At 66.5% G+C, this 13,684-nt stretch carries 14 protein-coding genes; 2 read left to right on the top strand and 12 right to left on the bottom strand.

The window, feature by feature from the left end:
- Window positions 1–132 precede the first annotated feature (132 nt).
- Complete coding sequence (locus CDE01S_RS01995; protein ID WP_084382633.1) at window positions 133–2,295, top strand: TonB-dependent siderophore receptor; 2,163 nt, start codon at window positions 133–135, stop codon at window positions 2,293–2,295.
- Between the two features lie 23 nt (window positions 2,296–2,318).
- Window positions 2,319–3,545, top strand: coding sequence for a PepSY-associated TM helix domain-containing protein (locus CDE01S_RS01990; protein WP_066702917.1), 1,227 nt, complete (start codon window positions 2,319–2,321; stop codon window positions 3,543–3,545).
- On the opposite strand, the gene ureG is transcribed toward CDE01S_RS01990, so the two are convergent.
- The 12 genes from ureG to fmdA form a co-directional block, all read right to left on the bottom strand.
- Window positions 3,535–4,188, bottom strand: a complete 654-nt coding sequence (gene ureG / locus CDE01S_RS01985) for an urease accessory protein UreG (RefSeq protein ID WP_066702914.1) — start codon at window positions 4,186–4,188, stop codon at window positions 3,535–3,537. The two genes, CDE01S_RS01990 and ureG, sit on opposite strands and share 11 nt — an antisense overlap.
- A gap of 4 nt (window positions 4,189–4,192) precedes the next feature.
- Window positions 4,193–4,888, bottom strand: coding sequence for an urease accessory protein UreF (locus tag CDE01S_RS01980; RefSeq protein WP_066703012.1), 696 nt, complete (start codon window positions 4,886–4,888; stop codon window positions 4,193–4,195).
- Window positions 4,878–5,489, bottom strand: coding sequence for an urease accessory protein UreE (ureE, locus tag CDE01S_RS01975; RefSeq protein ID WP_066702908.1), 612 nt, complete (start codon window positions 5,487–5,489; stop codon window positions 4,878–4,880). Before ureE ends, CDE01S_RS01980 begins: the two co-directional genes overlap by 11 nt.
- Entirely contained in the window at window positions 5,489–7,231 is a 1,743-nt protein-coding gene (gene ureC, locus CDE01S_RS01970; protein WP_066702901.1) for an urease subunit alpha, read from the bottom strand. Before ureC ends, ureE begins: the two co-directional genes overlap by 1 nt.
- 2 nt (window positions 7,232–7,233) lie before the next feature.
- Window positions 7,234–7,539, bottom strand: coding sequence for an urease subunit beta (locus CDE01S_RS01965; protein ID WP_066702899.1), 306 nt, complete (start codon window positions 7,537–7,539; stop codon window positions 7,234–7,236).
- A gap of 19 nt (window positions 7,540–7,558) precedes the next feature.
- Window positions 7,559–7,744 carry a hypothetical protein gene (locus tag CDE01S_RS18405; RefSeq protein WP_157077013.1) on the bottom strand — a complete coding sequence of 62 codons (186 nt, stop codon included), beginning with the start codon at window positions 7,742–7,744 and terminating at the stop codon, window positions 7,559–7,561.
- Window positions 7,745–7,766: 22 nt separating this feature from the next.
- Entirely contained in the window at window positions 7,767–8,069 is a 303-nt protein-coding gene (locus CDE01S_RS01960) for an urease subunit gamma (RefSeq protein ID WP_066702897.1), read from the bottom strand.
- Window positions 8,070–8,319: 250 nt separating this feature from the next.
- Window positions 8,320–9,966 (bottom strand): nitric oxide reductase activation protein NorD, encoded by a 1,647-nt coding sequence (locus CDE01S_RS01955; protein WP_066702895.1) that lies wholly within the window; start codon window positions 9,964–9,966, stop codon window positions 8,320–8,322.
- Between the two features lie 6 nt (window positions 9,967–9,972).
- Window positions 9,973–10,797 carry a CbbQ/NirQ/NorQ/GpvN family protein gene (locus CDE01S_RS01950; RefSeq protein ID WP_084382632.1) on the bottom strand — a complete coding sequence of 275 codons (825 nt, stop codon included), beginning with the start codon at window positions 10,795–10,797 and terminating at the stop codon, window positions 9,973–9,975.
- Between the two features lie 60 nt (window positions 10,798–10,857).
- The gene (locus tag CDE01S_RS01945) at window positions 10,858–11,904 is read right to left on the bottom strand and encodes an aliphatic amidase (protein ID WP_066702882.1); all 1,047 of its coding nucleotides are present in this window, start codon (window positions 11,902–11,904) and stop codon (window positions 10,858–10,860) included.
- Between the two features lie 171 nt (window positions 11,905–12,075).
- Entirely contained in the window at window positions 12,076–12,426 is a 351-nt protein-coding gene (locus CDE01S_RS01940; RefSeq protein ID WP_066702879.1) for an FmdB family zinc ribbon protein, read from the bottom strand.
- 15 nt (window positions 12,427–12,441) lie between these two features.
- Window positions 12,442–13,674, bottom strand: coding sequence for a formamidase (fmdA, locus tag CDE01S_RS01935; RefSeq protein ID WP_066702876.1), 1,233 nt, complete (start codon window positions 13,672–13,674; stop codon window positions 12,442–12,444).
- Window positions 13,675–13,684: the final 10 nt, after the last annotated feature.

Below are 13,684 nucleotides of genomic sequence, written 5' to 3'. Positions count from 1 at the left end.
CTTGAGTACCTGAAAAACCAGCCTTCTATTGCAAATAGGAATTATTCTCAATAGAATAGAAATCTTTCATCAACCAGCCAGCAACCCAGGAATCTCCGGAGGCAGCCAGCTAACGCCTTTAGGAGTTTCTGTATGCGTAGCTGCGCAAGCTTGGCGCTTGTTTTCCGTCGCCAGCCCCTGGCCGTCCTGATTGCCGCCTTGTGTGCCTCGGGCGCGCAGGCTGCCGATGCCCCCGCCGACAAGGAGGTCAGCCTGAGCACCGTCACGGTGACGGGCAATTCGGACTACCAGGCCCCGACCGAGGGCACCGGGCTTTACACCACGCGCAAGAGCAGGTCGGCCACGGGCCTGAAGCTGAGCCTGAAGGAGACGCCGCAGACGGTGTCGGTGGTATCGCGCAGCCAGATGGATGACTTCGGGCTCAACAGCGTCAATGACGCGCTGGCCGTGACCTCGGGGATCCGGGTGGAAAAGGTCGAAACGGACCGGACCTACTACACCGCGCGCGGCTTCGACGTCACGAACTTCCAGATCGACGGCGTGGGCCTGCCCATGATGTACGGCAATGTCTATGGCGATCTGGACACCGCGCTCTACGACCGCATCGATGTGGTCTACGGCGCCAACGGCCTGAGCACAGCGTCGGGTTACCCCTCGGCGACGGTGAACTTCGTGCGCAAGCGCACGCTGGGCGACTTCGCGGCCAAGGCGGGCATCAAGCTCGGTTCCTGGAACCGCGTCCGCTTCGACGGTGACATCAACACCAAACTCAACGAGGACGGCAGCGTGCGTGCCCGCATTGTGGTGGCCAAGGAGAAGGGCGACTCCTACCTGAACCGCTACAAGCAGGACAAGACCTTGTTCTACGGCGTGATCGAGGCCGATCTCGACAACGGCACCCAGTTGGCCCTGGGGCACACCTGGCAAGAGAGCAAGTCCACCGCCGCCATGTGGGGAACCCTGCCGATGCTCTATTCCAACGGGGCGCGCACCAACTACGACGTCTCCACCAGCTCGGCCGCCGACTGGACCTATTGGAACAACACGACCAGCAACACCTTTGCCGAACTGAGCCGCGAGCTTGGCGAGGGCTGGAAGGGCAAGGCCACCTTCACGCGCACCGAACGCACCAGCCGGGGCGCGCTGTACTACCTGTCGGGGCAGCCGAATCCGACCACTGGCACCGGCCTGTCCAGCCTGGCGTCGCTGTTCGCAACCGACAGCCGCGAGGACACGCTGAGCTTGACGGCCGACGGCAGCTACACCCTGGGCGGACGCCAGCATGAGCTGAACCTGGGCCTGAGCGCCGGCCTGGCCAAGCACCGCGATGCGTCCTACTACACCGTCACAGGCGGCGCAGCGAACCCGCCCGCCGTAGCCCTGGACCGTTGGGATGGCAGCACCAACACGCCGGTTTTCGCCAGCACACCGGGCGGCAGTGCCGATTTCAAACAATCGGTCTACACGGCTCATGCCGCAACGCGCCTGAACCTGAGTGATGGCCTGCACCTGATCGGCGGCGTGCGCCAGACCAGTCTCGAGCAGGACGGCAAGTCGTACGGGGAGAGTCGGCAGACCTCGTATGCGCGCGCCACGTTTTATGGCGGTGCCACCTACGACCTGAGCAAGGACCAGCTGCTCTACGCCAGCTATGCCGAGATCTTCAATCCGCAATACCAGATCAACGTGAACCGCCAGACCCTCAAGCCGGTGGAGGGCAACAACGTCGAGATTGGCTTCAAGCAGGAACTCCAGGGCGGCAAGGGCAATGCCTCGGTGGCCCTGTTTCGCAGCGAGCAGAACAACCTGGCCGATGCGGGCGGCAATTTCGCCGACGGGACCGCCTACTACCGCGGCATCAACGCCGTCGCGCAAGGTCTGCAGGCCGACGTCACCGGGCAGCTCAGCGAACGCCTGCAGGCCGGCCTGGGCTACACCACGATGACGATCAAGGACCCCGGCGGCAACGAAGCACGCACCTTCATGCCGCGCCAGATGCTGCGCCTGAGCGCCACCTACCGTGTACCGGGCCTGGAGCAGCTCAAGGTGGGCGGCAACCTGAACTGGCAGGGCGACACCTATGCCGTGTACCAGGGTTCCGAAATCCGGCAGAAGGCCTACGCGTTGCTCAACCTGATGGCGCGCTACGACATCAGCAAGAAGGTCTACGCAACCATGAACCTGAACAACGTCACCGACCAGAAATACCTCAACAGCCTGTACTGGGGCTCGTGGGGCCAGGGCTTTTACGGCGCGCCGCGCAACATCAGTGTGGCGCTCAACTGGACCTATTGAGCGTCAGACAAAAGGGGAAGACCATGCGCTCCATTCTCGTGTTGCTGCACCGCTGGTTCGGGCTGGCCACGGCCTTGTTCCTGTTCGTGGCCGGTGCCACCGGTGCCGTCATTTCGTGGGACCACGAGCTGGACGAATGGCTCAACCCCCATCTCTACCAGGCGCGGGCCGAAGGCCAGCCGCTGGACGCGCTGACGCTGGCGGCGCGGCTGGAAGCCGCCGACCCGCGCCTGCGCGTGCGTTACCTGCCGCTTCATGTGGAGGCCGGCCACAGCCTGCTGCTCATGGTTGACCCGAAGACCGACCCCGCCAGCGGTAAGCCCCATGTGCTGGGCTTCAACCAGATTGCGCTCGACCCCGTCAGCGGTGAGGTGCTGGGCCGGCGCGAGTGGGGCAAGGTGGCGCTGGACCGCGAGAACCTGCTGCCCTTCCTCTACAAGCTGCACTACAGCCTGCACATCCCCGACGCCTTCGGACTGCCGCTGGGCACCCTGTTCATGGGCATCGTGGCCATCGTCTGGGTGTTCGACAGCCTGGTTGCGTTGTGGATCGCCTTCCCGAACTGGGCCGCCTGGCGCCAGTCCTTTGCTTTCCGCTGGCGCACCGGCGGCTACCGTCTGGTGTTCGACCTGCACCGCTCCGGTGGCGTCTGGCTCTTTCTGCTGGTGCTGATGCTGGCCGTGACCTCGGTGTCGATGAACCTGCGGGAGCAGGTCATGCGCCCGGTGGTGGCGTGGTTCTCCGAGCTGACGCCGTCACCCTTTGCCAGCCGTACCCTGAGCGCACAGCCTATCGAGCCCAAGCTCTCGGCCGCGCAGGTGCTGGTGTTGGCGCAAGCGGAGGCGCAACGCCGGCAGCTCAGCACGCCGGCCGGCGGCGTGTTCCTCTCCTCCGAGTTCGGTCTCTACGGCGTCGGTCTGTTCGAGGGCGACAACAGCCACGGCGACGGCGGCCTGGGCAACCCCTGGCTCTACTTCGACGCCCAGACCGGTGCGCCGCTCGGCGCCGATGTGCCGGGCCGTGGCAGCGCGGGCGACATCTTCCTGCAAGCCATGTTCCCTCTGCACTCCGGCCGCATCCTCGGCGTGCCGGGGCGCGTGCTGATCTCGTTCTGCGGTCTGGCCGTGGCCGCCTTCAGCGTGACGGGCGTGATGATCTGGGCGAAGAAACGGCGGGCGCGACGTCCGACCTTGCAGCGACGTGGCGTCGCCACATCGTTAGGCCAGCAAGCGGTGAAAGTCAGGTCTTGAGCAAGCCGCGTGTCTCGATGAAACTTACCACCTCATCCACCCCCGCCAGTGTCTTGAGGTTGGTCATCACAAACGGTTTCAGCCCTTGCGCATTGGTTCGCATGCGGCGCGTGTCGGCTTCCATCACGTCCAGGTTCGCGCCCACGTAGGGTGCGAGGTCGGTCTTGTTGATGACGAAGAGGTCGCTCTTGGTGATGCCGGGGCCGCCCTTGCGCGGGATCTTTTCGCCGGCGGCCACATCAATCACGTAGATCGTCAGGTCGCTCAGCTCGGGGCTGAAGGTGGCGGCCAGGTTGTCGCCGCCGGATTCGATGAAGACGACGTCGGCATCGGGGAAATCGGCCAGCATGCGGTCGATGGCCTCCAGGTTGATGGAGGCGTCTTCGCGGATGGCGGTGTGCGGGCAGCCGCCGGTTTCCACGCCCATGATGCGCTCGGCCGGCAGTGCGCCGCTCACCGTCAATAGGCGCTGGTCTTCCTTGGTGTAGATGTCGTTGGTGATGGCCACCAGGTCGTACTGGTCGCGCATGGCCTTGCACAGCATTTCCAGCAGCGTGGTTTTGCCGGAGCCGACCGGGCCGCCGATGCCCACGCGCAGCGGCGGCAGGGTCTTGGTGCGATTGGGGATGTGGTGCAGGGTCATGTTGTCAGGAGCGGAACAGGCGTGAATACTGGGTTTCGTGCTGGCTGGACAGAATGGCCAGCATGGGGCTGAAGGCTTGCCAGTCGGCTTCGGGCAACTGGCAGGCGGCATCCACCGCGGCGGGAATCTCGGCCGCCAGCCGGGCCAGGATGCGCTGGCCGGCACTCTGTCCCAGCGGCACGGCCTTGATGGCGGCTTGCATCATGTTCTCGGCCCAGCCGAAGGCGTAGGCCAGCAGGCCGTCGCGCACCGGGGCCTGGATGCTGGCGGCGGCCAGCGCAAAGGCGATGGGGTAACCCGGCTCCAGCGCGGCGCAGGCCTGCAGCTGCGCGGGTTCGATGCCTTCGTGGTTGCGAAGCCATTCCACCAGCGAGCGGCCCATCTGCACCGTCTGCGCCCGCAGCTCGCTGGTTTCGCGCGTCTGCAGCAGCCAGCTGTTGAGCGCGTGCAGGGCGGCGTGGTCGTCGGCGCGCCAGGCGCTGATGGCGCGTGCCAGCACCGGCAGGTCGGCCCGTGCCAGCGTCAGGTTCAGTTGCTCGGTCAGCCACTCGGCTGCTTCTTTTTCTGTAGCGACTCGCGCAGTATCGACGGCGGCTTCCAGCCCTTCCGAGTAGGAAAAACCACCGACCGGCAGCGCCGGCGAGGCGAGCCAGATCAGTTGCAGCAGGCTGGCGGCTGGCAGTGGTGTGTCAGTGCGCATGTCCATGATCGTGTCCGTGGCCATGGTGCTCATGCGGCTGGTCGTGATCATGGTCGTGTGCATGATCGTGCGGGTGGGCATGCCCCGCCTCATGACCGTGCGCGTGGCCATGTCCATGTCCATGTCCATGTCCATGGCTGTGACCACCTTGCGCATAAGCGCCGCCTTCGGGCTCGAAGGTCGCCTGCTGTTCCACCACCGTCAGGTGCATGGCGCGCAGCATGTCGGCCAGCACGTGGTCGGGTTCGATCTTCAGGTGGTCGGGCTGCAGCTCGATCGGCACATGCCGGTTGCCCAGGTGGTAGGCGGCGCGCGTCAGGTCAAACGGCGTTCCGTGCTCGGTGCAGGCGGTGATGCGCAGCACTGCTTGCGGTGCCGCAATCACTTGGATGAGCGAGCCGTCTTCGGCCACCAGCACGTCGCCGCCGCGCACCACGGTGCCGCGCGGCAGGAAGATGCCGAGTTCGCGGCCTGACGAGTCGGTGGCGGCAAAGCGGCTTTTCTGGCGCACGTCCCAGCCGAGTTCCACCGTCGTTGCACGCTTGAGCAGCGGTGCGGCCAGGCCCTGGCCACCGGGAAGAAGTTTGGAAACTTGCAGCATCAGAATAAAAAGTAGCGTTGTGCCATGGGCAGGCTCACGGCTGGTTCACAGGTCAGCAATTGGCCGTCGGCGCGCACCACATAGGTCTGCGCATCCACCTCCATGCGCGGCGCGTAGTCGTTGTGGATCATGTGCCGCTTGCCGATGCCGCGGATGCCTTTCACCGCCGCCAGCCGCTTGGACAGGCCGAAGCGCGAGCCGATGTCGGCCGCAATGCCGGCCTGCGAGACGAAGGTGAGCGAGGTCTGGGCAATGGCGCCGCCAAAGGCACCGAACATCGGCCGGTAGTGCACCGGCTGCGGTGTCGGGATGCTGGCATTGGGGTCGCCCATGGCCGCCATGGCGATGAAACCGCCCTTGAGGATGAGGGCGGGCTTGATGCCGAAGAAGGACGGCTTGAACACCACCAGGTCAGCCCACTTGCCCACTTCGATGCTGCCGACCTCATGGCTGATGCCATGGGCAATCGCCGGGTTGATGGTGTACTTGGCGATGTAGCGCTTGACGCGGAAGTTGTCGTGCCGGTCCGAGTCACCCGGCAGCTTGCCGCGCTGCTGTTTCATCTTGTGCGCGGTCTGCCAGGTGCGGATGATCACTTCGCCCACGCGGCCCATGGCCTGCGAGTCGGAGCTGAACATGCTGATGGCGCCCAGGTCGTGCAGGATGTCCTCCGCCGCAATGGTTTCCTTGCGGATGCGGCTCTCGGCAAAGGCCAGGTCTTCGGCAATCGCCGGGTCGAGGTGGTGGCACACCATCAGCATGTCCACATGCTCGTCCAGCGTGTTCACCGTGTAGGGGCGCGTGGGGTTGGTGGAAGAGGGCAGCACGTTGGCCTCGCCTACCACCTTCAAAATGTCGGGCGCATGGCCGCCACCGGCGCCTTCGGTGTGGAAGGTGTGGATGGTGCGGCCCTTGAAAGCAGCCACCGTGTCTTCCACGAAACCGCTCTCGTTGAGCGTGTCGGTGTGGATCGCCACCTGCGTGTCGGTTTCCTCCGCCACGGTCAGGCAGTTGTCGATGGCCGCCGGCGTGGTGCCCCAGTCCTCGTGCAGCTTGAGGCCGATGGCGCCGGCCTTGATCTGCTCATGCAGCGCGCCCGGCAGCGCGGCGTTGCCCTTGCCGAGAAAACCCAGATTCATGGGGAAGGCGTCGGCTGCCTGCAGCATGCGCTCCAGGTTCCACGGCCCCGGCGTGCAGGTGGTGGCAAAGGTGCCGGTGGCCGGGCCCGTGCCGCCGCCGATCATGGTGGTGATGCCGCTGCACAGCGCCTCCTCGATCTGCTGCGGCGCGATGAAGTGGATGTGGGTGTCGATGCCGCCGGCGGTGACGATGTTGCCCTCGCAGCTGATGATCTCGGTGCCGGGGCCGATGACCATGTCCACGCCGGTTTGCGTGTCCGGGTTGCCGGCCTTCCCGATGGCGGCAATGCGCCCGCCCTTCAGCCCAATGTCGGCCTTGACGATGCCCCAGTGGTCGAGGATGAGCGCATTGGTCAGCACCGTGTCCATGGCGCCGCCACCGGAGGGGCCCAGGCCGTGGCCATCGCGGCTGCGCTGGCTTTGCGCCATGCCGTCGCGGATGGTCTTGCCGCCGCCGAACTTCACTTCCTCGCCGTAGCCGCCGGCGCGCAGGGTGTAGTCCTGCTCAACCTCGACGATCAGCTCGGTGTCGGCCAGGCGCACGCGGTCGCCCACGGTGGGGCCGAACATCTCGGCATAGGCGCGTTTTCCGATCGTTGCCATAACTAGACTTTTCCTTGGATGAGGCCGCGAAAGCCGTACACCAAGCGGTCGCCCGCGTAATCCACCAGCTCCACCGTGCGCTGCTGGCCAGGCTCGAAGCGCACCGCCGTGCCACTGGCGATGTTGAGCCGCATGCCACGCGCGGCGTCACGGTCGAAACCCAAGGCGGCGTTGGTCTCGGCAAAGTGGTAGTGCGAGCCGACCTGGATCGGCCGGTCGCCGGTGTTCTTCACCACCAAGGTCAGCGTGCGGCGCCCGGGGTTGAGCTGGTGCGCGCCTTCGTCGATCAGCAGTTCGCCGGGAATCATGCGGGCCTCCTGGGGGGCGTCACTTGCGGCCCTGCCAGATGGCAACGGCCAGCACCACGCCGATGGCGACAAAACCCCACAGGTCGGTGGCGTGCCAGTGGCTGCCGTGCAAGCCGTGGCCGTCATGAGCAAAAGAGGCGTTGGCGCTTGTCAACAATGCGCCAGTTGCTATGAATTTGATAGCTTTTGGAAAGGTGCGAAACATGGGGGCTCCTGTTCGTGGGGGATCAGACGATGGGCTGGTGCACGGTGACGAGCTTGGTGCCGTCGGGGAAGGTGGCTTCCACCTGGATGTCGGGAATCATCTCGGCCACGCCGTCCATCACGTCGGCGCGCGTGAGCAGCGTGCGCCCTTCGCTCATGAGCTGGGCCACGGTCTTGCCGTCGCGTGCGCCTTCCATCACGGCGGCGCTGAGGTAGGCCACTGCCTCCGGGTAGTTGAGCTTCAGGCCGCGCGCACGGCGGCGCTCGGCCAGCAGGGCGGCGGTGAAGATCAGCAGCTTGTCTTTTTCACGGGGAGTGAGTTCCATATCGCTTCGCTTCAAAATCAGACCGTGCGGCCGCCAAGGCCGGCCGAACACGGGGAGTCCAGTTCCATGGCGTGCGCATCAAGTGTTCATCTGCTCATGCAATAGCCGTGCCGCCTTCTCATGACTGCCATAAGGCCAACAGGATGGCGGTGCAGCGGCCACGCCCGTACCTGGTGCGCACGCCGGCGTGCACCACGGTGGGATGTGCGCCATGTTGGTGCGCAAGGCGAGGTCGGTGCATGGCCCGCGCTCAGAGCGTCGCCAGCCGGTCATAGAGTTCGCCCAATTGGCATGGCAACTGCACAGCGGTCTTGGCCACGCGGTAGTTGCGCCAGCCGAAGATGCGGCGTGCGTAGGCATCAGCCCCGGGGTCAACCACCAGACCATGGCACTGCACGCCCAGGCGCCGCGCGGCCAACACGGCGGCGCGGGCGTCCTCGGTCAGATAGCGGGTGTCGAAGACGTCAATGTCCGACGGCGCGCCGTCGGTGATGAGCACGATGGCGCGCGGGCCGGTGGGCTCGGCCAGCAGGCAGCGCGTGGCATGGCGCAGCGCAGCGCCGATGCGGGTGGACCCGGCAGCGCGGGTGCCCAGGATGCGCTGCGTGTGCGCCGCATCCAGCGGCGTGCCGAAGTCCAGCAGCCGCAGGTAATGCACCGCAGCGCGGGTGTTGGAGGCAAAGCCGTGGATGGCAATGCGGTCCTGCCCGGCCTGTGCGGCACGCGCCAGCAGCAGCGCTGCCTGCTGCTCGACGGCCAGCAAGGGCTGCGTGCTGCCGGCAGCCACGTCGCCGGTGGAGGCCGACAGGTCAAGCAGTACCAGCACGCTGCAGCGTGGCGCCTCGTTGCCCGGGCGCACGAACAGCCGACCATCGGGTGCCAACGCCAGGCGCCGCTCCACCTGCACATCGATGGCGGCGTCGAGGTCGAGGTCTTCGCCTTCCCACTGCCGGCGCAGGCGCTGGTTGCGGCTCAAGCGGCGCCGGCTGCGCCAGGGCGTGGCAGGCTCGGCTGCGGGCGGCAAGCCGTGAAGTGTTGCGGCCGGAGGCACCACCTCGCGCACGGTGCACCAGTCGGTGCGTTCGCGCTGCAGGCGATAGTCCCATTCCGGGTAGAGGTGGCAGATGCCGTCGTCGATGGGTTGCTCTTCGGCATCGGTCGGCGGTGTGTCGGCCGGTGAGGCGTCGGCGGGCGGGGGGGGCGCGGTGGGGACCTGCAGCGCTTCAGTGGTGTCGTCGGCCGTGGCGCCGTGTTGCCAGAGGTAGCTGTGGTCGTCACGGTAGGCGGCCGGCACCACGCACTGCTGCGGGTCCAGCCGCACGCGCATCTGGCCCAGGTCGTTGGCGAGGATGGAGGCCAGACGCCGGAACGCGGCCTGGTCTTCCAGACCGTGGTCATGGCGGGTGGCGGCAAACAGCGTGCGGCCCTTGTGCACCCAGTGGTTGCCGTCAGCGTAGCGGCCGTCCAGCAGTGCGCGGCCCAGACGGGCCAGCAGGCTGGGCACGTCCAGCCCGTGCGGGTCGTGCGCCGGCTGGGCCTGCAGGAACCAGCGACGCACGCCGGGCAGGCGCTGCATCAGCAGCGCTTCAACGCGCGCATCCTCGATCGTTGACGCCACGGCCAGGCCCAGTGGCTTGAGCGTACCCGCGGCCTGGGCCGGTGGCGAGTACAGCAGGTGGGCCGCTGCGTGGGCGATGGCGGCGCGTGACAGCGTGGCATCCTGCATGACCGCCGCCGGCAGCAGCAGGTGCGTGGCACTGAGCACGGCGCGCGGGGCCGTGGACGGCGACGGGGAGGCGCCGGCCAGTGTTTGCAGCGTGAGCGTGCGCCGGCTCAGGGCGCCGAGCAGCAGGCCCAGCGCGGCGAGGGTGGGCGTGTCAGCGTCGGCGCGGCCCATTGCGGTTCAGGGGAAGTGGGCATCCACGAGGTGGCGCAACGCGGCCAGCAGGTCCGGGTCGTCGGTCAGCGCGCGCGTCAGTGTCATCTCGCAGCTGTCGCGCGGGGCCACGCCGTCGCGGATCAGGATGCCGGCGTAGATGAGCATGCGGGTGGAGATGCCTTCGTCCAGGCCCTGCTGGCGCAGCGCGCGTGAGCCCTGCGCCACGCCGACCAGCTGCGCGGCCAGGGCAGCGTCGATGCCAGCCTCGTGCGCCACGATCTCGGTTTCCACCGCGGCGTCGGGGTAGTCGAACTCCAGCGCGGCGAAGCGTTGGCGCGTGGACGGTTTCATGTCCTTGCTGCGGCTCTGGTAGCCCGGGTTGTAGGAGACCACGAGCTGGAAGTCCGGGTGGGCGTGCACCAGCTCGCCCTTGCGGTCCAGCGGCAGCATGCGGCGCGCGTCGGTCAGCGGGTGGATGACCACCGTGGTGTCCTGGCGCGCCTCCACCACCTCGTCGAGGTAGCAGATCGCGCCATGGCGCGCCGCCAGCGTGAGCGGTCCGTCGTGCCAGCGCGTGCCGTCGGCGTCGAGCAGCCAGCGGCCCACGAGGTCGGCCGCCGTCATGTCCTCGTTGCAGGCCAGTGTCACCAGCGGTCGGCCGAGCTTCCAGGCCATGTACTCGACAAAGCGCGTCTTGCCGCAGCCGGTGGGGCCCTTGAGGATGAGCGGCAGCCGGTGCGCGTAGGCGTGCTGGTACAGCGCCACCTCGCCACTGCACGGGCGGTAGTAGGGCGCTTCGGTGATGCGGTAGGCCGCGAGCGGATCGGAGACAGGGGCAGGAGCAGACACGGCGCAGCCTCGGGACAACTGGGGACATGCCGGCCCGGGTGCCGGGCCGGCGGTAGCGGCTCAGCGGTGGCTGGGCGCCTCGTTCGGGATGCCGTCGATCGGGCACTCGGGGGTGCCGACGGTGGAGCGCGTGAACGACTCGACCTGCTTGCGCGTGCCTTCCGGGTCGCTGATCCACTTGCCGTAGAACTCATACGGGCAGGCCGCCACGCCCTTGGCATCGTCGCCGCTTTCGCCGGAATTGATCTTGCCGGTGTAGCCACGGTGCAGCAGCTTGAACAGGTGGTTCTCGCTCTGGCCGTTCTTGCGGAAGTCGCGGATCAGGCTCTTGGACAGCGCTGCGTACTGCACGCCCATTTCCTCTTCACCGCATTCACCCAGCGTGCGGCCGTCGAAGCCGATGAGCGCGCTGTGGCCGAAGTAGCTGTAGACGCCGTCCCAGCCGGTGGCGTTGGCCACGGCCACGTAGCTGTTGTTGGCCCAGGCCATGGCCTTGGCCATGAGCACCTGCTGGTCCTTGGCCGGGTACATGTAACCCTGGCAGCGCACGATGAGTTCGGCGCCTTTCATGGCGCAGTCGCGCCAGATCTCGGGGTAGTTGCCGTCGTCGCAGATGATGAGGCTGACCTTCAGACCCTTGGGGCCTTCGCTGACGTAGGTGCAGTTGCCCGGGTACCAGCCTTCGATCGGCACCCAGGGCATGATCTTGCGGTACTTCTGCACGATCTCGCCCTGGTCGTTCATCAGGATGAGCGTGTTGTAGGGCGCCTTGTTCGGGTGTTCTTCGTGGCGTTCGCCGGTGAGCGAGAACACGCCCCACACCTTGGCCTTGCGGCAGGCCTCGGCAAAGATGGCGGTCTCCTCGCCCGGTACCGCAGCGGCGGTGTCGTACATCTCCTTAGCGTCGTACATGATGCCGTGGGTGCTGTACTCGGGAAAGATCACCAGGTCCATGCCAGGCAGGCCCTGCTTCATGCCGACCACCATGTCGGCGATCTTGCGCGCATTGGCCAGCACTTCGGCCTTGGTGTGCAGGCGTGGCATCTTGTAGTTGACGACGGCAACGCCGACGGTGTCGTTGCTGCTGGAAATATCGCCGTGGATCATGGTTGTTGACTCCGATTCATCTATACAAAAACAGGTGCTGCACGCGCCGGCCGTTTGCCACTCCCGATCGGAGGGACACCGTGGAACCGGCTCAGCCGGGCCACAGGTATCCGCCCCCTGCAAGGGGGGTGGCGAAGCGACACGCCCTTTGCGCAGCCTGGGGGTGAGCCCTTAGTGACTGATCATCCAGGGCCGCTTCGAAGGAAAGGTCTTGGCGCCACTGGGGGCGGTGACGGTGGCCCCGCGCTTGCCGCTGGTCGAGCAACAGCCACACCCCGCCGGGTGCTTGAGCCGCCCGTACGAGCCGTCGCGCGAGGAACGCGGCGCATGCGACGCCCGTTCGTTGGTCTCGTGCGCGCGGCGCGTTTCGCTGCTCAGGCAGGCCAGGCGCGGTGCGGCTACGAACACACGCGTGGAGGCGGTGCCGCAGTCCGGGCAGGCGCAGGGCTCGTTGCGTTGTGCCAGGCTGCGCAGGGTTTCAAACCCTCCGCAGCTCGGGCACGCATAGTCATAGGTCGGCATACGCGTGCTCCCGGCTTACTTGACGTCGGGCGAGATCGGCATCTGCACGCTGCCGTCGAGCATCTTGATCGGGCCGGCCGCCGTGGGGTTGATGTCGAACTCGAAGATCTCGGTTGGCAGCCACAGCGTGGCGCAGGCGTTGGGCACGTCCACCACGCCGCTGATGTGGCCCTGCACCGGTGCCGTACCGAGGATGGAATAGGCCTGGGCGCCGCTGTAGCCGAACTTCTTCAGGTACTCGATGGCGTTCAGGCAGGCCTGGCGGTAGGCGACGTTGACGTCCAGGTAGTGCTGCTTGCCCTGCTCGTCGACCGAGATGCCTTCGAAGATCAGGTAGTCCTTGTAGTTGGGTGTCATCGGGCTCGGCTTGAACACCGGGTTCTTGATGCCGTACTTGGCCATGCCGCCCTTGATCAGGTTGACGCGCATGTGCACCCAACCGGCCATCTCGATGGCGCCGCAGAAGGTGATCTCGCCGTCGCCCTGGCTGAAGTGCAGGTCGCCCACACTCAGGCCGGCGCCATCCACATACACCGGGAAATACACCTTGGAGCCGCGCGACAGGTCCTTGATGTCGCAGTTGCCACCGTGTTCGCGCGGCGGCACGGTGCGTGCGCCCTCGGCGGCAGCCTTGGCTTTGGCATCACCGCTGAGCTTGCCCATGTGGGCGGTGGCGGCAAAGGGCGGGTTGGCCAGGCCGGGCACGCGGTTCGGGTCGGTGGCCAGCAGTTCGGCCTCGCGCGCATTCCAGGCGTCGAGCATCTTCTTGTCGGGCAGGCAGCCGATCAGGCCGGGGTGGATCAGGCCGGCGTATTCCACGCCGGGCACGTGGCGGCTCTTGGTGAACATGCCATTGAAGTCCCAGATCGACTTCTGCGCCAGCGGGAAGTGGTCGGTCAGGAAACCGCCGCCGTTCTTCTTGCTGAAGAAGCCGTTGAAGCCCCAGGGGCTCTCGTCCTTGGCGCCGATGTCCAGCAGGTCGACCACCAGCAGGTCGCCGGGTTCGGCACCCTTCACGCCCACCGGGCCGGACAGGAAGTGGACGATCGACAGGTCGATGTCGCGCACGTCGTCGGCGCTGTCGTTGTTCTTGATGAAACCGCCGGTCCAGTCGTAGGTTTCCAGGATGAAGTCGTCGCCGGGGTTGACCCAGCAGGCCATCGGCACGTCCGGGTGCCAGCGGTTATGGACCTGCTCGTTCTGGTAAGCAGATTGCTTGAGGTCGACTTTGATGAGGGTTTCAGCCATGATGAGACTC

Source organism: Curvibacter delicatus NBRC 14919 (genome assembly GCF_001592265.1).
In the GTDB taxonomy this organism is placed as follows: Bacteria; Pseudomonadota; Gammaproteobacteria; order Burkholderiales; family Burkholderiaceae_C; genus Hylemonella; species Hylemonella delicata.
This window is presented reverse-complemented; position numbering and strand designations above follow the sequence as displayed.